A 20957-nucleotide genomic window follows, 5' to 3' on the forward strand; every position below is an offset into this window, starting at 1 on the left:
AGGTCATGCAGGGCATGTAGGTCAGGTCGGGATGGGCTTGGTCTGCGTGCAGTTCTTCCACTCGACCCAGGGGCGGGCGCCGCCGCTCTTGGGGCCGGTGGCATAGGTGGGGTTGCCGGTGATGGTCTGTTCCTTGCCTTCGTGGGTGATCTCGATGCCGAAGAGTTTGAAGCCGAGGGTGAACTGCCCGGCGGAGATACCGAAGCCGACGCCGAGCGACGCGTTCCACCAGTCGGTGTTGGCCTTGTAGTCGAGTCTGCTGAGCTTTCCCTTGTCGTGGAGGAGCCGTTCGAGAGGGCTCGCGTCGGAGCCCGGGACTTCGGCGGCGTCGGAGGGGGAGGGCAGTGGGTTGCTGGCGGGGGCGTCGCCGCGCCCGCGCAGCCAGTCCTCGACGAGGGTGCTGTCGGTGTCGTTGTCGAGGATGAGTTCGGCCGACTCGGTGTGGATCTGTGACTGGGTGCTTCCGCCACCGCCGCCGACGTCGATCGTCACGGGACCGGCGTTGGCGCCTCCTTCGACCTTGATGCCGGTGCCGTCCCCGGCTTCCTGGCTGGTGGTGATGACCAGCTTCTCCGGGCGGTGTTCGGCGCCGTCCTTCTCCTCCTGGTCGTAGGCGGCGGCGTCGTAGGTGACCGCGACCTGCTGCATCCGCTCGCCCGTGGCGACCCCGCCCAGACCGGCCGAACCCTTGACGGTGAAGGTGTAGATGAAGGTGATCTTCCCCGCGTTGGCGCCGGTGTTGGTGCGCATGACCACGACGTCCTCGGTCATGGTGCCGTTGAGGACCTCGCCGGAGATCTTGCCGAGGTCCTTGGGACCGTCGCTCTTCCCGGAGTCCTTGCCGCTCTTGCCGTTGCTCTTGAACTTTCCGCCGAAGCTGACATTGCCGGAGGCTTCGATGGAGGTCTTGGTGATGTCGACGTCCGGCGCCAGCTCCGGTTCGAGATCGGGTTTCTTGGAGGCCGCGTCCTGGGTGCAAGCTCCCATCGCGGCCCCGGGGTTGTAGCCGCTCTGGTATTTGCAACCGTCGTTCGCCTTGAGGTACGCGGCGAACTTCTGCGCGTCCTCCAGGTTGGCCGCCAGGTCCGCCTGGGGATCGCCGGACTTGTTCCCGTTGAAGAGCCACTGCCCGCCATTGCCGCTGCCCGCCAGGAAGGTGCCGCTCAGCTTGGCGCTGCCGCCCCAGTCCTTGAGGCCCGGGATGCCGGCGGAGATGCTCGCTGTCACCCCGCCGCCGGTCTCGGTCACCCGCTCCAGGGTGACGGTGCCGTCGGACCACTGCTGGAGCTTGACCGTCTCCGAGGTGCTGATCTTGATGAAGGCCACCTGGATGACGACGGTGTCCTTGGTCTGGTCCTGGGACAGCAGACATCTCGCGGGCTCGAACGGATCGCCGTTGGGCACGAAGGGATCCCCGGGACCCCCGCCTCCGTTTCCGCCATCCCCGTTTCCGCCGTCACCGTCGTCGCCCGCGTAGTCGCCGGTGGAGCATGCCTCGGCCCCGCTGAGCGGGTGAAGTATTCGGCACACCGCGCTCTTCAGCCCGGTCGCCTCGTCGGCAGGCACGCTCAGACCGACGATGGCCGCCACGACCAGGGACACGACGCCGACCATCGCGGCGTACTCGGCGCCGCTCTGCCCCCGGTCGCTCCGTCCCCGGCCATGTCCGTGCCTCTGCCCATGCCTCTGCCCATGCCAACTGTGGAACCCGCCGGCGTCCTTCACTTGTTCTCCCAGCTCACGCCATTGTCGTGACCCCCCGAGCGGGCAGCAGCCTAAGGACGGGGCAGGGCCCATACGCAGGCCCACGGGCCCACACAGGGGCCCAGCCGGGGCCGTCCTGGCAGGAGTTCACCTATCGGTTGATCAAAGGTCCCCACAGGGCCGCCTGTTGGCTTCCGTACGAGCCCCGGGTCCCATTTCCCGGCGATCGGCCGCCCGCCACCGAACCCTCACCGCAGGCCCTCTTGCGCGATCACCCTCACCCCGCTTTGGTGACTCGGGTTACGTAGAGAGACAAGTGGGAGGCGACGACACGCATGGCAGACACCACGGACACCGGCACGGATGAGGCCGTCTCCCGTCCCCGCAAGTCGAGTTGGACGTATATCGGCCCCGGCATCGTCGTCGCGGCGACCGGTGTGGGCGCGGGCGATCTCGTCGCCACGCTCATCGCGGGCAGCAAGTTCGGCTACACCCTGATGTGGGCGGCGGTCATCGGGTGCGTCGTGAAGATCTCGCTCGCCGAGGCCACCGGCCGCTGGCATCTCGCCACCGGCCGCACCCTCTTCGAGGGCTGGCGCAGCCTGGGCCGCTGGACGACGGTGTATTTCGCGGTGTACGTGCTCGTCTGGGGCTTCGTGTACGGCGCCACGGCGATGTCCTCCAGCGCACTGCCGATCGTCGCGCTCTTCCCGGACGGGCCGGGGCTCAAGACCTGGGCGGTCATCACGGGGCTGATCGGGCTCGTCTTCGTCTGGTTCAACCAGTACGCCGTCTTCGAGCGGGTCATGACGGTCCTGATCGGTGTGATGTTCGTGGTCGTCATGTACGTCGCGATCCGTGTCGCGCCCGACCTCGGCGCGAGCTTCGCGGGCCTGGCGCCGGTCCTGCCGGACGGCTCACTGCTCTACACACTCGGCCTGATCGGCGGGGTGGGCGGCACGATCACCATGGCCGCGTACGGCTACTGGGTCAACGCCAAGGGCTGGACCAACACCGGCTGGATGAAGGTGATGCGCCTCGACAACCGGGTCGCGTACATCACCACCGGCCTCTTCGTCGTCGCCATGCTCATCATCGGCGCCGAGCTGCTGCACTCCTCGCACATCGCCCTGACGAAGGGCGACCGCGGCCTGATCGACCTCGGCACGATCCTGGAGGACCGCTTCGGCGGGACCACGGCGAAGCTGTTCCTGGTCGGTTTCTTCGCGACGTCGTTCTCGTCGCTGATCGGGGTGTGGCACGGGGTGAGCCTGATGTTCGCGGACTTCGTGGAGCGGATCCGCAAGGACCGCGTGGGGGTGGCGGCCGACGAGACGAGGAAGACGACGGAGGAGGTCGCCTCCGGCGAGCGCGAACGCTCGGTGCCGTTCCGCGCGTATCTGCTCTGGCTGACCTTCCCGCCGATCTCGCTGCTGTTCCTGGACGAGCCGTTCGGCCTGGTGGTCGTGTACGGGGTGCTGGGGGCGTTCTTCATGCCGTTCCTGGCGCTGACGCTGGTGTGGCTGCTCAACTCGTCGCGTACGCCGAAGGAATGGCGGAACGGGATTCTGAGCAATGTGATGCTGTCGGCGGCGGGGTTGTTGTTCGTGGTGCTGTGTGTGCAGCAGGTGCGGGACATTCCCTGGTAGGGCCTATGGCTCGGCTCGGGGGGCGTTGAAAGTATCGAGCCACCCCTGCGTGGAGAGCGTGTATGGGTGCTCGGGACCGAGTACGCGCCGTCGTGCGGAGAGTACGGCGGCCATTTCCACCGCCGCGAGGTCGTGGTGGCCTTGGTCGTGGAGGACGCAGGCCAAGTTGTGGCGGATGGTGAGGGTGGTGGGGTGGTTTTCGCCGAGGGTGTTGCGTTGGGTGGTGAGGATGTCTTCGTAGATGGTGCGTGCTTGGTCGAAGTGTCCTTGCTCGTGCAGCAAGCCGGCGAGGTTGTTGCGGGTGCTGAGGGTGGTGGGGTGGTTTTCGCCGAGGGTGCCGCGTCGGGTGGTGAGGATGTCTTCGTAGATGGTGCGTGCTTGGTCGAAGTGTCCTTGGCCCGTCAGGACGCCGGCGAGGTTGTGGCGGACGATGAGGGTGTCAGGGTGGTTTTCGCCGAAGGTGCCGCGTCGGGTGGTGAGGATGTCTTCGTAGAGGGCGCGTGCTTGGTCGAGGTGGCCTTGGTCCTCCAGGACGCTGGCGAGGTTGTTGCGGGACACCAGAGTGCGGGAGTGGTCGTCGCCCAGGACGCTGCCCAGCTGGCGCACGAGCTCTTCGAGTAGCGTTCTGGCCTGGCTCAGCTGTCCCTGGGCATGCAGGCTTCGGGCCACCAGATCGGCCGCCGACGAGCTGTCCAGGAACAGTCCGTTGTCGTCCGAGTCACCCTCGAAGGTCAGGATGTGCACGGCATGCGGCGTCAGCGCCGACCACAGCGGCCATCGCTCCACATCCTCCGGCATGCCTGCCTCGTCGCTCTCGGCGGCCTTGTCCAGCAGCCGCGCATTCAGCGCGTACCGCCCCGGACTGCCGTGCGCGTCCCGGACCAGCGGGTGCAGCGCGACCGTGTCCACCCCGCTCGCCGCAGCCAGATCCACCAGCCCCAGCCCCGCCAGCGCCTGCAACGTGTTCCAGATCTCGGCCCCGCTCACCCCCGCGAACGCCTCGTCCTCGCCCAGCACCGCCGGGTCGGCCAGGATCAACGGCACCGGCGCGTCCGCGAAGTTGGCCAGTACCTCCAGCAGCGGCCGTACGCAGCGGTGACCGCGCTCGGTCAGCAGGTCCAGGGACATCCGCCAGATGCCCGCCAGCGCGGTGGCCGTGCCGGCGTGCGGGAAGGCGCCGCCGTCGTCCAGTGACGCGCGGAACTCCGCGAAGGTCGCCGTCTCCCCGGCGTCCCGGAAGCGTGCCGGACGGTGCCCCACGGCCTCCAGATAGCGGCCCACGGTGTTGAGCGCGAGCGGCAGCCCGCCCAGCCGGCGGGCCAGTTCCGCCGCTTCCTCGCGGGAACCGGCGGTGGGGCCCGCCAGGCCCAGCAGGACGTCCGCGCCATGCTCGTCGCCGAGAGGCGTCAGCCGGTGCAGGACCGCGTGAGCGCCCCAGGTGCCCGGCTGCCCGTCGCGGCTGGTGACCAGGACCAGCCCGCCCGGCGACCGGTGCGGGCGTATGAGACCCGTGCCCCGCGCGAGCTGCCCCGGGCCGTCCAGCAGCCGCGCGTCGTCCGCGTTGTCGACCACCAGCAGCCAGGGGTCGGTCAGCGCCGACAGCCGTCGCCAGAGCTGGTCGACCAGTTGGCCCCCGGTGATCTCCGCGTCCGGTACGCCGAGTTGGCGGGCGAGTGCGGTCAGGCCGCCCATGAAGCGGGACGCGTCCTGGGCGCCGATCCACCAGACCTGGTCGGTCTCGCGTTGGAAGCGGTGGGCGAGGGACACGGCGACGCTCGTCTTGCCGACCCCGCCCAGCCCCTGTACGACATGGACCCGCCCGGCGTCCACGCCGCGTACCGAGTTCTGGAGGCGGTCCAGCAACGCGTCCCGGCCCCTCAGCGTGCGCTGGGACGCCGAGCCGTGCGGGACCGCGAGCGTGATCTGGTCGCTCTCCCGCGTCGAGAAGCCGGAACCGGTCAGGGCTGGCCCGGCTCCGGCGCGGGAGGGTTTACGGGTGCCGGTGCCGATCCGGTCGTGCCGTAGTAGTGGTTCGTGTTGTTGATGACGGCCGCCGTGCTGCCGCTGCCCTTCACGTCCACCTTGTCGGTGGCGATCAAGGAGCCCGCGCCGCTGCTGGTGATGGTCGTCCCGCCCCCGGACTTCAGTTCGGCCCGCAGTTCTTCGCTGAACGTCGCCAGCTCCCGGGCCAGTTCGGCCCTCAGCTCCTCCGGCGCGGCCTCCAGGACGTCCACGAAGCGGTCTTCCCACCTGTCGGCCTGGCGTGTCTGCCCCGCCTCGTCCGCCCCGTCCAGCTCCGCCGCCGTACGGTCCAGCCGCTCCAGCGTCACCCGTTCCAGCTCCGCGTTCCCGGAGCCCCGCCCGAACCAGCCCGCGACGCGCGTACGGAACGACTCCCACGCCTGCGTACCGGCGGCCGACGCCGCGCCCTCGACCACCGCGATCCCACCGGCCGCCGCTGCCGCCGTCACTGCCTCCGCCAACATGAATCCCCCCGAATCCCGCATCCCGGATCCCGGATCGCGCATCCCGGATCTCCGAACTCCGTTGCATCTGAGGGTCCTTCTTATCGCAATTCCTCCGGCCCCGGACACACGGCAGCGCCGTCGGGTGGGGTACGACGGCGCTGCCGGCCCTGTGGGGGCTCGGGGTGGTATCGCGGACTACGGGAGGCTGTGGACGTGCGGGCCGACCGCGTTGGACCAGGCGTTGCCGGCCGTCGCGTCCCAGTTGGTGGACCAGGTCATGGCGCCACGGATACCGGGGTAGGTCCTGGACGGCTTGAACGAGCCGCAGTTCGTGCCCCGGGCCAGGCAGTCCAGCGCGTTCTTCACGATGGACGGATCCACGTAGCCGCTGCCCGCGCCGCGCGTGGAGGCGGGGACGCCGAGGCCGACCTGGGAGGCGTCGAGGCCGCCTTCGAGCTGGATGCAGGCGAGGGCGGTGAGGAAGTCGACGGAGCCCTGGGAGTAGACCTTGCCGTCGCAGCCGAGCATCGAACCGCTGTTGTAATACTGCATGTTGACGACGGTGAGGATGTCCTTCACGTTCAGCGCGGTCTTGAAGTACTCACCGGACGTGGACTGCATGTCGATCGTCTGCGGCGCCATCGTCAGCACCATGCCCGCGCCCGCCTTCGCGGACAGCTGGCGCAGAGCCTTTGTCATATAGGTGGAGTTGAGGCCGTTCTCCAGGTCGATGTCGACGCCGTTGAAGCCGTACTCCTGCATCAGGGCGTACGCGCTGTTGGCGAAGGCGGTCGCGGAGGCGTCGCTGTTGACGGAGATGGTGCCCTTCTCGCCGCCGACCGAGATGATCACCGACTTGCCCGCGGCCTTCTTCGCGGCGATGTCCGCCTTGAAGTCGGCGACCGAGGCGTAACCGACCGCCGGGTCGAGGTTGAAGGTGATCTGACCGGGCGTGGTCGTCGCGTCGGCGAACGAGACGGCGATGATGTCGTACTGCGACTGCACGTCACGGAGCTTCTGGACGGCCGCGCCGTTGTTGAAGTTCTGCCAGTAGCCGGTCACCGCGTGCTTCGGAACGCCGGGGCCCGGGTTGCCGCCGCCGCTCTGGGCGGTCCTGGCGGTGACGGTCGCGGACTTCGCGGACTCACCGGCCGCGTTGGTGGCGGTCACCTGGAAGTCGTACGAGGTGTCCGCGGCCAGCCCTGTCACGGTCGAGGACGTGCCGCTCGCCGACTGGACCTTCGTGCCGGACCGGTAGACGTTGTAGCCGGTCGCGCCGGACACCGCGCCCCAGTTGAGGGTCACGGACGACGAGGTCACCGACCCGGCCGCCAGCCCGGAGGGCGCGCCGGGCACCTGGGGCCCGGGGTCGCCGCCCCCGCCGCCGTCGGGGCCGAAGACGGACACGTCGTCGGCGTAGTAGGCGCTCTGGCCGTACCACCCGTGGGTGTAGACGGTGACGGACCTGGTCGAGGCGCCGGTCCTGAAGGTGGTGGTGAGCTGCTTCCAGCCGGAGCTGTCCGGGGTCCAGGTCGACACATCGGTGGTGCCGGTCCCCTCGGCCCCGAGGTACGCGTATCCGCCCTGGACCCAGGCGCTCAGTGTGTACGTCGAGTTGGGCTGTACGGCGACGGCCTGGACGCACTTGGCGTTGTCCTGGCCGGCGGGGGTGGCCCGGAGCGCGGCGGCGCCTCCGTGCACGGGAGATCCGACCGTGACACCGCTGCCCGCGGAGCAGGTCCAGTTGGTGAGCCCGGACTCGAAGCCCGCGTTCTTGGCCACATTGACGTCGGCGGCCTGCGCGGTGCCGGTGAGCCCGGTCAGGCTCAGCGCGCCGGCGGCCAGTACGGCCACCGTCCCGCCGATCCAGGTTCTGATACGTCCTCTGCCGCCTGGTGCACGTTCCACTTGCTGCCTCCGGCTGGGGTTCGGGGATGGAGGTACCTGAGAGGGGGAACGGTGGCCACCGTCGGGCGTAAAACTGGTCCAGACCAATCAAGTTGTCAAGACCTGTGGCAGGAGGTCGTATACGAAGGGAGGGGGCGGAGGGGATGGGTACGGGGGCCGGGTGCGCTACGTGGCGTCCCCCGGCGCTCCGCCGGCCGCGAAGGTGACCACGAGATCGGCGGCGGACCGGCCGGGGGCGACCAGGCGGGCGTTGGCCTCGTCGGACTCCAGGACGAAGCGTTCGGCCTCGGCGGGCTCCTTGCCGAAGCGCTCGTGGCGGGCGATCAGCCTCCGTACCCGCTCCTCGTCCGCCAGATCGACCCACCAGGTCTCGTCGAGCAGCCCGCGCACCTCGCTCCAGGGGCCGCCCGGCCCGTCGTCCAGCAGGAGATAGTTCCCCTCCGTGATCACGAGCGGCACTTCGGGCGGGACCGGGATGGTCCCCGCGACCGGCTGCTCCAGCTCCCGGTCGAAGCCGGGCGCGTACACCGTCTCGCCCGCCCGCGCGGCCCGCAGCCGGCGCAGCAGGGCGGTGTAGCCGTACGGGTCGAAGGTCTCCGGAGCGCCCTTGCGGCCCAGCAGCCCCAGCCGGCGCAGCTCGGTGTCGGCCAGGTGGAAGCCGTCCATCGGGACCAGGACCGCGCGGTCCGCGCCGAGTTCACCGGCCACATGGGCGGCGAGCGTGGTCTTGCCGGCGCCGGGCGGCCCGGCGATTCCGAGGATGCGGCGGTGGCCGGGGCCGTCCGCGCCGCCCGCGCCCGCGCCCGCGCCTGCGGCGGCCAGGCGCCGCGCGCGCTCAAGGAGTTGGCGGAGCTGCTGTGGTTGCCGGAGCTGCTGGGGTTGCCCGGGTCGCTGCGGAGTCATGCGCAGAGCGTATTTCGGGGACGCGGCCCAGGCGTCAGTCCTCCTGGAGCCGCTCCGTCGCGTACCCCGTCACGCACCCGACCACCAGCACCGCGTTCGACATCAGCAGCCCTTCGGCCGCCAGGTCCTGCCACTGGAGCGACATGTTCAGCGCCTGCGCGGCCACCGGCACGGCGAGGACCGCCGTCAGATGCTGCGCCGGGGCGTCGCGGTACGGCTCCCGGTGGACACGGCCCGCCGCCCACGCGGCGACGGCGATGCAGGTGGCGTTCGGCAGATGGATCAGCAGCAGGCGGCCGACGAACGTCTCCAGCTTCTCCTCCGAGGCCAGGTGGTCGTAGACCAGCGTGGCCTGGAGGTACTCCGTGATGAGCAGCATGACGATGCCGGCCGCCCAGGCGCGCATGAGCGCGAACACCGGCGCTCCGCCTCCGTCGTCCCGGCGTGCGGGCGCTCTCGGGTAGTCGTACCGCGTCATCGCCTCTCGCCTCCGAACGGATGGCTGAACAGATCGCCGTGCATCAATTCCTCGTACTTCAGATCGTTCGTCAGATCGTTTTCAGATCGCCGTGAACACCAGCACCGCCGCGAAGCAGGCCGCCGCCAGCCCGCACCCCGTCACCAGCAGTACGTACTGCGCCACCGGCGACCAGTTGCCGCGCCCCGCGACCGTCGCGGTGCGCTCGGGGGCCGCCGGATCGTACGCCACCGTGACCTGCGAGCCCACCCGCACGGCGCCCGTCGCCAGATCCTCGAACTCGACGCTCCGCCCGTCCGGGGTGCGGAAGGAGAAGACGTACCGGCGCGCCTCCGAGCGGTTGTACGGCTCGCTCTCGATCCGTACGCACACACCGGCCGCCCGGCCGCCCGGCCGCCCGCCCGCAGCGCGCGCGCAACCGCCGCCAGCCGCCGCGCGTAGTGCGCCGCCAGCCAGCCGAACAGCAGGGTCATGCCCCCGAAGAAGACGTAGTCACCGCCCGGGATGTCCATGCCGGCCGCCTACGTGAGCGTGATCGAGTCGATGATCTTCGTCAGATCGCCGTCGCCGAGTCTCCCCTTGGCCGCGTCGACCCGTACCGCGTACGACGTCTGCGCGGAGTCCAGCCCCGCGACGATCACGCCCTTGATCCGGGAGCCCTTCTCGGTGAACTCGAAGTCGATGCGCCGGGCCTCCGTCCTGCCCTCGGGGCCCGCCACCTCGATCTTCCGCTGCTTGCCCAGCGTCGAGCCGAGGGCGATGCCCGCCTCGGCGCCGATCGCCGCCTCCTCCACCGAGTCGGCGTTGGTGAAGTCCAGCTGGACGGTGATCATTCCGATGTCCTTGCCGCCCTCGGAGAGCGTCGCCGCCGCCGCGTTGTACTTACTGCGTTCACCGGCGCTCTGCGGGGCGAAGGCGGGCGGGTGGGCGACCGTGAGCGCGGAGGTCCTGAGCGTGCCCCAGCCCTCGGGCACCACGCCGGCCGTCGTGTCCGTACCGCACCCGGCCACCAGCGCGACGGCGGCGGCGCAGGCGGCTGCCGCGGCCGGCCACCGGACTGTCCTCGCGCTGCTCGGGCTGGTCGGGGTGGTCATGGCGGGTGTCCTCATGGCGGGTGTGCTCCTGTCGCCGGCCGGGTCAGTTCGCACAGTAGCTGTACGGGAGGTAGGTGCGGCTGTCCCCATGGGGTGCCCCCAGGAACTGCGCCTTGTCGAGCGTCTCCTCCTTCTTCTCGGTGGAAACCGAGAAGCCGAGGCTCAGCCCCAGATTGAGTTCGAAGCCGTACTCCGCGGCCTCCGTCTTTCCGGTGTAGTCCGTCCGGCTGGAGAGCCCCTCGTCGAAGAGCAGTTGCCCGAACGGATCGTCCGCGCCGGGGCGCTTCGTCGGCGCGTGGTCGTCGAACATGTAGGTGAAGGGCGCGGCGTTGTCGCCATGGCCGTCCAGCCACTCCTGGGCGATCCGGCGCTGCTTGTCGCCGTCGGAGCCCGGCGGGATGACCACCGAGTTGGTGACGACCTCGATACCGGTGGACCCGTCGGTGCCCTTCGCCCCGCCGCTGCCGCCGCGCTTGTCGTCGCCGTCCTTGCCGTTGTCGCCACCGGCCTTCACACCGTCCTTCGTGGCGCCGTTCTCGACCGTGCGGGTCATGTCGATACGCAGCAGCTCGCCGGTCTTCTTGTCGTGCGTGACCGTGATCGTGCCGGTCCGGGTGGTGGACGCGGAGGCGTCCCCGCTGATGGGCCCGGCCTCGTAGCCGACCTTGCCGCCGTACTCGACGGCCGCGCTGTACGTGTACGCCTTCGTGCCCTTGAAGTCGTTGTCGGTCCAGGTCACCTCGGGCGAGAACTTGAAGTTGCCGCCGAGGGTGGCGCTCAGCTTCTTCTCGTCGCCCGCCGACAGCTTGAGCCCGCCCGCCGCGCTCGCTTCCAGGCCGACCTTGCCGTAGCTGATGTGGCGGTTGCCGAGCTTCTCCTCGATCCGCTCGCGCAGCTCCTCCTCCTTGGCCATCGGGCCCTTGCCGAAGAGGTAGAGGATGCTGTTGCCGAGGCCGCCGCCGCGCGCGTTGGTGTTGCGGTTGGCCAGCTCGTACGTCTTGAGCTCCTCGATGTCGTCACGGAACGACGCGGCCTGCTCCTCGCTGTCGAAGACCCAGGTGTCGCCGTTGGTGACCTTGATGCCGGCGCCGAGTTCGACCTTGTCCGCGCCGAACTTGCCTATCATCGCGCCCGGTTTCCAGTCCTTCTTGGCGGCGACGGAGGCGGCGTCCGTGAACGTCATCATGACCTGCTGGTCGTTGGCGTCGACCTTGCCGTCCTTGTTGAGGTCCTTGTTCGACTGGAACGTCGTCTGCTGGAAGCCGTACTCCTCGCCCCACTCGATGAAGAGGACCTTGGCCTTGGCGCCGGCCTTGTCGGTGACCGAGGAGATCTGGCAGAGCGGCGGTTCGTAGTCGGCGTCGGTCCGGGGCGCGGACCGGTCCTTGCCTCCGCCGCCGCCCGCGTCGCAGGGGCCGCTGAAGGTGACGAGACAGCGCAGACCGGCGGCGAGGGTCTGGTCGACCCCGGTACCGACCAGTGCCCCGACGACCGCCGCCACGACCACGATGACCCCCGCGTACTCGGTGGCCGTGGCCCCTCGGTCGGGCGCGTGGCCCGGCGGTGTCTGTCGTCGTATCCGGCGTCTCATCCGGCCCGTCCCCCTCCGTGACCGAGTGCCTTTCGCACGCGGAATCGGAATGGGAGCGTACGGGCGCGGTCCATGCCCGTTCGTGGGCCCGTGGGCCCAACTCGGGCCCAAACTGGAGCGATTGGATGCGGAATTCGACCAAATGGAATATTAATTGAAACGGCAGTGAACAACTGACTGCTTCGCCCGCTTTGCCGGAGGTTGAGGCCCGTACGCCTGGCATCGTCATCTGATAGGTGTTCTCTGCACGGTACGAGGTGGATAAAGTGCTGAAGCAGAAGCACGGAGCAGCAGAGAACTGCTGGCCGTCGGGACTCCGGCGGCCGGAGCCGAACGGGGAACCAGCGTGCCGACCGCGATTGCTGTCACCAGCCCTGATCTGGTGCTACCACCGACGGACCAGCAGACGCCGACCGCGGCGCTGCTCCAGTCACCCGACGCCCAGCCACTGGACGCCGCGCTCGCCGACATGCAGGTCCTCGTGGAGCAGCACGGCTATGTCGTGGCGCTCTACCCGGCGTCGATCTCCGCTGCTCATGAACGACGTCTGCACACCGTCCGGTCGGTCCTGGAGACCGACCGGATCGCGCTGCTCAAGCTCGATCTGCCGCCGCTCGGCGTGGCCGTACTCGTACGCCAGCTCAGACAGTTGTCCATCTGTGATTTCAGTGCCGGTATCGTCGCCTCCGCGGCCCGGCTGCTCTCGCACTACATCTACGCCGGGGCGCTGCTCAACACCGTGACCAGGCTCGACCGGGTGCCCGTGAGCCTCAAGACCCACGCGAAGTCCTGGGTGCCCGGCTCCCAGTTCGGGGTGCTCGCCAACCCCACGCCCCAACTGATCAAGATCGGCGGTTCCGGTGAGCTCGCGGGACCCGAGTTCGGGACCCAACTGATCGTCGGGAAGGGGCAGTCGCAATCCGACTGGGTGACCAAGACCCTCGCCCCCGCCTGGCGCGTCCAGGGAATCCAGGAAAGCGCTCTCCCGGCGGATTCGCCGCGCTGGTGGGGCACTTCCAAGATGATCGAGTTCGCCGCGTTCCTGCCTGACATCTCCGTGCTCTATCAGCTGGTCTCGTCCGTACGAAGAGAGGTGTGTTCCTGGTGCGGTATCGAACTCATAGGTGACCGCTGCGGATTCTGCTCGGCGCCGCTCGCCGCGCCGGAGAACCACCTGGGCGCCCCGGGTGTCCTGAACCACGGAACGTCCACCTAGCTCCATCCGGACGGCGGCGCCGCGCGCAGCGCCGTACGTGGCCGGAAGCGCTCTCTCGCACGGGAACCTCCGGCCTCCCGGTTCCGTCTCCTCCCCCGACTTCCCCTACCCCCGCCCGCGCGTCAGACTCCCCACCCCGGCCTCACGCACCGACCTCACACTCCGACTTCACACCCCGCCCTCACACTCACGTCACCGAACGAGGTTGTCCCGCTCATGAATTCACGGCAACGCCGCGGCGTCATACTCCTTCTTCTCTCGGTCCTCTGCGCCTTCGCCGCGTTCGCCGGTGTCCTCTCCGTGATCAGCGATGTGAATTCGAAGGTCGGACCCGAGGTGGCCGCGTACCGGCTGAAGGCGGATGTCGCGCCGTACACCCCGCTCACCGAGGGCCAGTTCGAGAAGATCAGCATGCCCAAGCGCTGGCTCTCCGAGAACGCGGTGACCGATCTGTCCGTCGTCAACGGAAAGATCGCCGTCACCCAGCTCAAGCAGGGCTCGCTGCTCCAGGACGACATGATCGTCAAGCGGCCCGCGCTCGCCAATGACGAGCAGGAGATCGCCATCATGATCGACGCGTCGACCGGTGTCGCCGGGAAGATCCTCCCCGGCGACCTCGTCAATATCTTCGCGACCTTCGCCGCCGAGAACCAGGGGACCGAGGCCCAGTCCCGGATCATCGTCCCCAACGCCAAGGTCCTCGACGTCGGCAAGCTCACCGCGCTGCAGCCCGACGAGAGCAACAACAGCCGCAGCGCGGCGACGAAAGCGGTGCCGATCACCTTCGCGCTGAAGACCAAGGACGCCCAGCGCGTCGCGTACGCCGAGTCCTTCGCGAAGCACGTACGCCTCGCGCTCCTCGCCGACGGCAGCCCCACCACGCTGCGCCCGGGGGAGAACACCTACACCCTCGAAGGGGACAAGTGAGGGACGCATGAGCACCAGAATCCTGCCGGTCGTCGGGGACGCCGACGCCGCCCGGTCCATCACGACTCTGCTCAGCCAGCTCCCCGACGCCGAGCCGGCCGGACCCGTCGGTGACTCGACCTCGCTGATCGACACCCTGGCCAGGCTGGCCGCCGAGTCGATCGACGAGCTGCCGGAAGTGGTTCTGGTCCATGAACGGATCGGTCCGGTACCGGCGCTCGAACTGATCCGGGAAGTGGCCCTGCGCTTCCCGGCCGTCGGGGTCATCCTCGTCACCACGGACGCCGGTCCCGGGCTCTTCGCCGCCGCGATGGACTCCGGTGCCCGCGGTCTGGTCGGACTGCCGCTCTCGTACGAGGAACTCGCCCAGCGCGTACAGGCGGCGGCTGCCTGGTCGGTGGGCGTACGGCGCCATCTCGGCCAGGGCGCCGATGTGTTCACCGGCCCCGGCGGTACGGTCATCACGGTCAGCGGCGCCAAGGGCGGCGTCGGTACGACCATGGTCGCCGTCCAACTGGCGCTGGCGGCCCGGACGTCCGGCATGAACACCGCGCTCGCGGACCTCGACCTCCAGGCCGGCGACATCGCCTCGTACCTCGATGTCCAGTTCCGGCGGTCGATCGTGGACCTCGCCTCCATCCAGGACATATCTCCCCGGGTTCTCCAGGACGCGGTCTACATCCACCCGAGCGGCATAGGAATGCTGCTGGCGCCGGGGGAGGGGGAGCGCGGCGAAGAGGTCAACGAACGGTCCGTACGGCAGATCGTCAGCGCCCTGCGCAACCGCTACGAGGTCGTGGTCATCGACTGCGGCACGCAGATGAACAGCGCCAACGCCGCCGCGATCGAGATGGCCGACACGACCTTGCTGCTGACGACCCCCGACGTGGTGTCGGTCCGGGCGGCCAAGCGCATGGTGCGGCTGTGGGACCGGCTCCAGATCCGCAAGGCGGAGGAGACCGTGATCGTCGTCAACCGCCATACGCGTAACACCGAGATCCAGCCGCCGCTGATCGAACGGATCACCAGCACCCAGGTCGCGCGCGTGACCATCCCGGCCAACTTCAAGGAACTCCAGGCCGCGGTCGACGCGGGCCGGATGCAGGACCTGGAGTCCAAGTCCACGGTGAAGCAGGCGATGTGGGGGCTGGCCGGGGAGCTGGGGCTGGTGAAGACGACCGAAGGCGGGGAGAAGAACAGCAAGTTCAAGGGAGACCGCGGATCGGTCGGGGTCCTGCGCGGACGACCGAGGCAGCACGACTGATGAGGCCAGCCCACCAGCCGGAGGGGGAGCGTTGAAACATGAGTGTCCCAGGAACAGACGCACGACGATACGGAGAGGGCCCGGCCACGCGGCCGGGCCGCGGCGACCGCCGGCGCGCTGAGCGGTCGCGACTCCGGGAGGACCGGCCGCGCGGTGCGTGGTCGCGCGGTGCGTGGCTCCGTGACGACCGGGGGCAGCTCGCCGTCGAGTTCGTCGGCATGGCCCCGGTCATCCTGGCCACGGTGATCCTGCTCTGGCAGGCCGCCCTGGTCGGCTACACCTTCTCGCTCGCGGGCAACGCGGCGGACGAGGCGGCGCGCGCGGGCACGGTCGCCGAGACGGAGACACGGAACGCGGCCTGCGAACGGGCCGGGGCCGAGGATCTTCCCGAGGCCTGGAGCGCCACGATCAGGTGCACGGACGACGGCGAGGACCTGGTGAAGGCCGAGGTCGATCTCGAAGTGCCGGTGCTCTTCCCCGGCTTCAACATCCCGGTCACGGTCCCGGGCCGGGCCTCGGCCATAAGGGAGAGCTGACCCATGGCGAAGCGCACAGCGCGCGACGCGCGCGAACGCGGACAGATCGCCCTCGAATACGTCGGCGTCGTCACCATCCTGCTCTTCCTCGCCCTCGCGGCGATCCAGCTGGGGCTGGCCGGGTACGCCGTACAGCAGGCGAGTACGGCGGCGCGGGCGGCGGCCCGCGCGGAGACGTACAACGATGTCACCCTGACGGCACAAGCGGCCGGGGAGGCCGCGACGAGTGACTGGCTGACGGTCGAGATCGACGGTCCGGACGTGAGCGGTGACGAGGTGACGATGACCGCGAGGGTCAAGATCCCCGCCATCCTGCCCATCTTCGACAATCTCGGCGAGGCCCGCAGGAGCGCCACCATGCCCCTCGACTGACCCGGCCGTCCGGCCGCACCCTGGCCGTAGACGTACCACCGCACCACCGCACCACCCGAGCACACCAGCAGAACCTGGGAGTTGAGGACATGAGCCTGCGGGCGCGCATCAACAGCCCCGAGCCGACGAACGGGCAGAGCGAGGAGAGCCTCCTCGTCGGGGTCTACCGCGCCAAGCTCCTGGAGGAGATCGACCTCGCCGAGATGTCCGCGCTCGCCGCGGCCGAGCGCCGGGCCCGCCTGGAGCGGGTCCTGAGCCACATCATCAGCAGGGAGGGCCCGGTCCTCTCCACCATGGAGCGGTCCCAGCTCATCCGCCGGGTCGTCGACGAGGCCCTCGGCCTCGGCATCCTGGAGCCCCTGCTCGAAGACGCCTCCATCAGCGAGATCATGGTGAACGGCGCGGACCAGGTCTTCGTCGAGCGCGGCGGCCGGCTGGAGCAGCTGCCGATGCGGTTCACCTCCAACGAGCAGCTGATGCAGACCATCGAGCGCATCGTCTCCACGGTCAACCGCCGCGTGGACGAGGCGAATCCGATGGTCGACGCGCGGCTGCCGTCCGGTGAGCGTGTCAACGTGATCATTCCGCCGCTCTCGCTGACCGGGCCGATCCTCACCATCCGGCGCTTCCCGAGGGCCTTCACCCTCCAGGAGATGATCGGCCTCGGCTCGCTGGACGAGCAGATGATGATCCTGCTGGCCGGGCTGGTGCGCGCGAAGTTCAATGTGATCGTCTCCGGGGCCACCGGTACGGGGAAGACGACGCTGCTCAACGCCCTCTCCGGACTCATCCCCGACGGCGAACGCATCGTCACCATCGAGGACTCCGCCGAGCTCCAGCTCCAGCAGTCCCATGTGATCACGCTGGAGAGCCGCCCCTCGAACGTGGAGGGCAAGGGCCAGGTCACCATCCGCGACCTCGTCCGCAACTCCCTGCGTATGCGCCCCGACCGCATCATCGTCGGTGAGGTCCGCGGCGGCGAGACGCTCGACATGCTCCAGGCGATGTCCACCGGTCACGACGGATCGCTCGCCACCGTCCACGCCAACAGCGCCGAGGACGCGCTGATGCGACTCCAGACCCTGGCCTCCATGTCGGAGGTCGAGATCCCGTTCGTGGCGATCAAGGACCAGATCAACAGCGCCGTCGATGTCATCGTGCAGCTCACCCGGCACGCCGACGGCTCCCGCCGGGTCACCGAGATCGCCATCGTGGACTCGCACGGCCGCGAGGAGTACCGGATCGTCTCCGTCTGCCGCTATATCGCCCAGCCCGTCTCCCCGGACGGGCGGGTGCACGGGAAGTTCGAGTACTACCCGCTGCCGCGCCGGATCGCCGACCGGCTCTACCTCAAGAGCGAACCCGTCCCGCCGGCCTTCGGGGTCGCGCACGCGGAGGAGGAGCTGGCCGTACGCAGAACGGCGGCCTGAACCAGTCCGACTCCGTCCCGCCCCGACACCGTCCCCTCTCCCCTCTCCACTCCCCACCTCGTCCACCGAGAAGGTCCCGCACGACATGGATAATCTTCCGCTCCTGACGATCGGCGTCACGCTGCTCACCTGTGTGCTCGCCGTCATCGGTGTGCACGTCTACTCGTCGGGGAAGGCCCAGCGGCAGGTACTCGTCGCGCGCATGTCCCAGACAGGACAGATCAACACGGCGTCCGGCCGCCGCCGGCGCTTCGTCGGCATCGACCAGTGGCTGCGTACGACGAAGCTCGGCAAGCGCATCGAGCGCAAGATCGCGGTGACGGGCCTCGATCTGACCCCCGGCGAGTACTTCGTGTACGTGGTGGCCGGGCTGCTGGCGCTGTACTTCACCATCGGCGCGATCTTCGCCCAGTTCTTCGGCATCCTGGCCGCGCTGATCGGCGTCTGGGGCGGAAACGCCTTCCTCAACTGGCAGCGCGCCAAGCGCACGGAAGCCTTCATCAACCAGCTGCCCGAGCTGACCCGCGTACTCGCCAACGCCACCCAGGCCGGACTGGCGCTGCGTACCGCCCTGGCGATGGCCGCCGAGGAACTCGACGATCCGGCGGGCGAGGAGCTGCGCAGGGTCGCCGACCAGCTCGCCGTCGGCCACTCCATGGACGACGCGCTCGGCGAGCTGGCCGACCGGCTGCCCTCGCGCGAGCTGGTCGTCCTCGTCACCACGCTGGTGCTCTCCAGCCGGGCCGGCGGCCAGGTGGTGAGCTCGCTGCGCAACCTCACGGAGACGCTGGACGAGCGCAAGGAAACCCGCCGAGAGGTCAAGACCATGCTCTCCCAGATCAGGGTCACCGCCGTGGCGGTGCCGATGCTCGGACTCGGCTTCCTGCTGGTGATCAACTCCATGTCCGCGGGAGCGCTGGACAAGATGACGGGATCGGTGCTCGGCCAGGCCGCGGTCGTCGTGGCCTTCGCGATGTACGGCGTGGGCTTCTTCCTGATTCAGCGTATGTCCCGGGTCCAGGTCTGAGTCCGGGTCCGAGGAAGGAGGAGAGAACATGATGGGTCTGCTGCTCGCGGTCGTCGTCGGACTGTCCGTCTACGGAGCGTTCCAGGGCGTCCGCCTCTATCGCGCCGACGCCAAACTGCCCGGTGACCTCGCCATCGCGCTGGAGGTCGGCGCCACCCGTACCACCGCCGTCGGCTCCGGGATAGACCGGCTCGGCATGCGTTACGCCCCGTCCGTGCTCCGCATGATGGGCCCCAAGCGCGTCGACGCGCTGCGCCGACGGCTCGACATGGCCGGTAACCCCGGCGGTATGACGGTGGACCGCTACGCCGCCCGGCGCGCGGTCTACGGATTCCTCGGCGTGTTCGCCGCGCTGGCGCTCGTCGTGCGCGGCCAGCCGATCATCGCGATACTGGCCCTCGCGTACGGCCTGGTGTGGACGGACGTCATCATCCGCTCGCACATCGCCCGCCGGAAAGAGGACATCGAGCGCACCCTGCCCGACTTCCTCGACGTCCTCGCCGTCGTCGTCTCCGCCGGTCTCGGCTTCCGGCAGGCGCTGGAGCGCGTTGCGGAGAAGTACAAGGGGCCCTGGTCCGACGAACTCCGGATCACCCTGCGGCAGATGGACATGGGCGTCAGCAGGCGCGAGGCGTTCGACCAGCTGCGCCGGCGCAACGCCTCCGAGCAGGTGTCGATGTTCGTCACCGCGCTCCAGCAGGGCGAGGAGCTGGGTGCCCCGATCGTGGACACGCTGATACAGATCGCCAATGACATGCGGCGCACCGACGCGCAGAACGCACGGCGCCGGGCCGCCCAGGCCGTACCGAAGACCACGCTCGTCGTGACGATGGTCATGCTCCCGGCCACCATGCTGCTGATCGTCCTCAGCTTCTACTACGGCTCCGGTGTCGACTTCGGGGACATCCTCGGCCAGTGACCCCACCACGGTGGCGGTGGCCCGGCACAGGGGCCCGGCACCGGCGACCACATGACGCGTGAGCCCGATCCCCAGTACGGGAGGTGACCCCCATGGCCCAGAAGACCCTCATCCTCACGGGCGGCAACAACAGTGAGGTGCCGCGTTCTGCCACCGCCGACCCGAAGCACGTGCCGGCGCTGCCGATCCAGGTGAACGCCCTTCAGGCGCTGTGCCGGCAGGTCTTCGGTTTCCGGCTCGCGATGATCGCCCTCGCCGCGCCCTTCGCCCTCAGGAGTACCGCGTCGGGCGTGGGGATCTGGCTCGTCGGCTCGGCCGTGCTCGTCACCTTCATGGTCTCCTACGTCCTGCTGCGCGACTGGGAACGCTTCGGACCGTTTCTGCTGCGCCACCCGCTGCTGCTCGCCGCCGACATGTTCTTCGGCGCGCTGCTGCTGGCCACGGCCTCCCCGGACTCGACGCTCGCGTATGTCACCATCTGCACCCCGCTGCTCGCCGGGCTGGTGTACGGCTGGCGCGGCGCCGCGCTCTTCGCCGTACTCCAGTCACTGATCGTCGCCGGGGCGTACGCCGTCAACAGCGAGGCGGAGGCGGGCTTCAACGCGCTGCTGCTGCCGGGGCTGTGCGTCATGGCGGGCGCGATCGGCAGCACGCTGCGCAACCTCATGCTGGGCTTCGGCACCGCGAGCCAGGCGCTGACCGAGGCCCGCGCCCGGCTCGCGGTCAGCGGCGCGGTCGAGGAGGAACGCGCCAGGCTCGCCCGCGAGATGCACGACTCGGTGGCCAAGACGCTGCACGGTCTGGCCATGGCGGCGGACGGGCTGGCCGGCTCGGCGGACCGGATGGAACCGCGCACCGTCAAGCACCAGGCCGAACTGGTGGCCCGCTCGGCGCGCCGGGCCGCCGCCGAGTCGCGGGAGCTGCTGTCGGACCTGCGGCGGCAGTCCGGACTGGACGGCGGAATCGACGTCCTGGGCGAACTCCACTCCCGTACCGACGACTTCGGCCGCCGCCACAGCGTGTCCGCCACCTTCCGGCGGCTCGGTGACCTCCCCGTACCGCCGATCCCGCACGCCGTGGCCCGGCACGCGCTGACCATCGCCACCGAGGCGATGGAGAACGCCCAGCGCCACGCGAAGGCCGAATCCGTCCATGTCTCGGCGGGCGTCGCCGGGGACCTGCTGCGTATCAGCGTGTACGACGACGGACAGGGCCTGCCGCCCGGCACCACCCTCGACGATCTGCGCCGGGCCGGGCACTTCGGGCTGGTCGGCATGGTCGAGCGGGCCGCCTCCATCGGCGCCCGTATCCGCATCGGCAGGGGCCGGGCGGCGAAGGGGACGGAGGTACGGCTGGAACTGCCGCTGAACGCCCTGCGACCTACAGAGGGGGGACAGTGGCCGCCGAGCCCCGTCCCCCAGCTCAACTGAACCCGAACGAACCATTCATTCGTCCCCACACCTGAGAGGAG

At 69.4% G+C, this 20957-nt stretch carries 19 protein-coding genes; 10 read left to right on the forward strand and 9 right to left on the reverse strand.

Annotated elements, in window-relative coordinates; all coding sequences use genetic code 11:
* Positions 1–21: 21 nt before the first annotated feature.
* Entirely contained in the window at positions 22–1602 is a 1581-nt protein-coding gene (locus ACFRKB_RS03655; RefSeq protein WP_383102975.1) for a hypothetical protein, read from the reverse strand.
* Positions 1603–2039: 437 nt separating this feature from the next.
* Here ACFRKB_RS03655 and ACFRKB_RS03660 point away from each other — a divergent pair, with 437 nt between their 5' ends.
* Positions 2040–3353, forward strand: a complete 1314-nt coding sequence (locus ACFRKB_RS03660) for an Nramp family divalent metal transporter (protein WP_383102977.1) — start codon at positions 2040–2042, stop codon at positions 3351–3353.
* A gap of 3 nt (positions 3354–3356) precedes the next feature.
* On the opposite strand, the gene ACFRKB_RS03665 is transcribed toward ACFRKB_RS03660, so the two are convergent.
* From ACFRKB_RS03665 to ACFRKB_RS03700, 8 genes are all read right to left on the reverse strand, one after another.
* Entirely contained in the window at positions 3357–5216 is a 1860-nt protein-coding gene (locus tag ACFRKB_RS03665) for a tetratricopeptide repeat protein (protein WP_383102979.1), read from the reverse strand.
* 95 nt (positions 5217–5311) lie between these two features.
* Positions 5312–5839: a hypothetical protein gene (locus tag ACFRKB_RS03670; protein ID WP_383102981.1), complete on the reverse strand. Its 528-nt coding sequence runs from the start codon at positions 5837–5839 to the stop codon at positions 5312–5314.
* A gap of 177 nt (positions 5840–6016) precedes the next feature.
* Positions 6017–7729 (reverse strand): chitinase, encoded by a 1713-nt coding sequence (locus tag ACFRKB_RS03675; RefSeq protein ID WP_383102982.1) that lies wholly within the window; start codon positions 7727–7729, stop codon positions 6017–6019.
* 165 nt (positions 7730–7894) lie between these two features.
* Positions 7895–8632: a nucleoside/nucleotide kinase family protein gene (locus ACFRKB_RS03680; RefSeq protein WP_383102984.1), complete on the reverse strand. Its 738-nt coding sequence runs from the start codon at positions 8630–8632 to the stop codon at positions 7895–7897.
* Between the two features lie 34 nt (positions 8633–8666).
* Positions 8667–9110: a hypothetical protein gene (locus ACFRKB_RS03685; protein ID WP_383102986.1), complete on the reverse strand. Its 444-nt coding sequence runs from the start codon at positions 9108–9110 to the stop codon at positions 8667–8669.
* Between the two features lie 81 nt (positions 9111–9191).
* Positions 9192–9482, reverse strand: coding sequence for a DUF3592 domain-containing protein (locus ACFRKB_RS03690; RefSeq protein ID WP_383102988.1), 291 nt, complete (start codon positions 9480–9482; stop codon positions 9192–9194).
* 149 nt (positions 9483–9631) lie between these two features.
* Positions 9632–10204 carry a hypothetical protein gene (locus ACFRKB_RS03695; protein ID WP_383102989.1) on the reverse strand — a complete coding sequence of 191 codons (573 nt, stop codon included), beginning with the start codon at positions 10202–10204 and terminating at the stop codon, positions 9632–9634.
* A gap of 43 nt (positions 10205–10247) precedes the next feature.
* Entirely contained in the window at positions 10248–11795 is a 1548-nt protein-coding gene (locus tag ACFRKB_RS03700; protein WP_383102991.1) for a hypothetical protein, read from the reverse strand.
* Between the two features lie 346 nt (positions 11796–12141).
* Between ACFRKB_RS03700 and ACFRKB_RS03705 the strand changes: the two genes are divergently transcribed.
* The 9 genes from ACFRKB_RS03705 to ACFRKB_RS03745 all read left to right on the forward strand — a co-directional run bounded on the left by ACFRKB_RS03705 (position 12142) and on the right by ACFRKB_RS03745 (position 20916).
* The gene (locus ACFRKB_RS03705; protein WP_383102993.1) at positions 12142–13011 is read left to right on the forward strand and encodes a hypothetical protein; all 870 of its coding nucleotides are present in this window, start codon (positions 12142–12144) and stop codon (positions 13009–13011) included.
* A gap of 216 nt (positions 13012–13227) precedes the next feature.
* Positions 13228–13938, forward strand: a complete 711-nt coding sequence (cpaB, locus tag ACFRKB_RS03710; RefSeq protein ID WP_383102995.1) for a Flp pilus assembly protein CpaB — start codon at positions 13228–13230, stop codon at positions 13936–13938.
* Positions 13939–13945: 7 nt separating this feature from the next.
* A complete protein-coding gene (locus ACFRKB_RS03715) occupies positions 13946–15202 on the forward strand; it encodes an AAA family ATPase (protein ID WP_383102997.1) in 1257 nt (418 codons plus the stop codon).
* A gap of 218 nt (positions 15203–15420) precedes the next feature.
* Complete coding sequence (locus ACFRKB_RS03720) at positions 15421–15738, forward strand: hypothetical protein (protein WP_383102999.1); 318 nt, start codon at positions 15421–15423, stop codon at positions 15736–15738.
* Positions 15739–15741: 3 nt separating this feature from the next.
* A complete protein-coding gene (locus ACFRKB_RS03725; RefSeq protein ID WP_383103000.1) occupies positions 15742–16110 on the forward strand; it encodes a TadE/TadG family type IV pilus assembly protein in 369 nt (122 codons plus the stop codon).
* 89 nt (positions 16111–16199) lie between these two features.
* On the forward strand, positions 16200–17540 hold the full coding sequence (locus tag ACFRKB_RS03730; protein ID WP_383103002.1) for a CpaF family protein: 1341 nt from the start codon (positions 16200–16202) through the stop codon (positions 17538–17540).
* 85 nt (positions 17541–17625) lie between these two features.
* On the forward strand, positions 17626–18567 hold the full coding sequence (locus tag ACFRKB_RS03735; RefSeq protein WP_383103003.1) for a type II secretion system F family protein: 942 nt from the start codon (positions 17626–17628) through the stop codon (positions 18565–18567).
* 31 nt (positions 18568–18598) lie between these two features.
* On the forward strand, positions 18599–19486 hold the full coding sequence (locus tag ACFRKB_RS03740) for a DUF5936 domain-containing protein (protein ID WP_383103280.1): 888 nt from the start codon (positions 18599–18601) through the stop codon (positions 19484–19486).
* 92 nt (positions 19487–19578) lie between these two features.
* Positions 19579–20916, forward strand: coding sequence for a sensor histidine kinase (locus ACFRKB_RS03745; protein WP_383103004.1), 1338 nt, complete (start codon positions 19579–19581; stop codon positions 20914–20916).
* The last annotated feature ends 41 nt before the right edge of the window (positions 20917–20957 follow it).

The sequence above is a fragment of the Streptomyces scopuliridis genome (genome assembly GCF_042790125.1).
Taxonomy (GTDB): domain Bacteria; phylum Actinomycetota; class Actinomycetes; order Streptomycetales; family Streptomycetaceae; genus Streptomyces; species Streptomyces scopuliridis_A.

Coding starts and splice junctions, on each gene's coding strand:
- ACFRKB_RS03660 (WP_383102977.1), top strand. CDS start 2,040: ATGGCAGACACCACGGACACCGGCACGGATGAGGCCGTCTCCCGTCCC.
- ACFRKB_RS03670 (WP_383102981.1), bottom strand. CDS start 5,839: ATGTTGGCGGAGGCAGTGACGGCGGCAGCGGCGGCCGGTGGGATCGCG.
- ACFRKB_RS03680 (WP_383102984.1), bottom strand. CDS start 8,632: ATGACTCCGCAGCGACCCGGGCAACCCCAGCAGCTCCGGCAACCACAG.
- ACFRKB_RS03685 (WP_383102986.1), bottom strand. CDS start 9,110: ATGACGCGGTACGACTACCCGAGAGCGCCCGCACGCCGGGACGACGGA.
- ACFRKB_RS03695 (WP_383102989.1), bottom strand. CDS start 10,204: ATGACCACCCCGACCAGCCCGAGCAGCGCGAGGACAGTCCGGTGGCCG.
- ACFRKB_RS03700 (WP_383102991.1), bottom strand. CDS start 11,795: ATGAGACGCCGGATACGACGACAGACACCGCCGGGCCACGCGCCCGAC.
- cpaB (WP_383102995.1), top strand. CDS start 13,228: ATGAATTCACGGCAACGCCGCGGCGTCATACTCCTTCTTCTCTCGGTC.
- ACFRKB_RS03715 (WP_383102997.1), top strand. CDS start 13,946: ATGAGCACCAGAATCCTGCCGGTCGTCGGGGACGCCGACGCCGCCCGG.
- ACFRKB_RS03720 (WP_383102999.1), top strand. CDS start 15,421: ATGGCCCCGGTCATCCTGGCCACGGTGATCCTGCTCTGGCAGGCCGCC.
- ACFRKB_RS03725 (WP_383103000.1), top strand. CDS start 15,742: ATGGCGAAGCGCACAGCGCGCGACGCGCGCGAACGCGGACAGATCGCC.
- ACFRKB_RS03730 (WP_383103002.1), top strand. CDS start 16,200: ATGAGCCTGCGGGCGCGCATCAACAGCCCCGAGCCGACGAACGGGCAG.
- ACFRKB_RS03735 (WP_383103003.1), top strand. CDS start 17,626: ATGGATAATCTTCCGCTCCTGACGATCGGCGTCACGCTGCTCACCTGT.
- ACFRKB_RS03740 (WP_383103280.1), top strand. CDS start 18,599: ATGGGTCTGCTGCTCGCGGTCGTCGTCGGACTGTCCGTCTACGGAGCG.
- ACFRKB_RS03745 (WP_383103004.1), top strand. CDS start 19,579: ATGGCCCAGAAGACCCTCATCCTCACGGGCGGCAACAACAGTGAGGTG.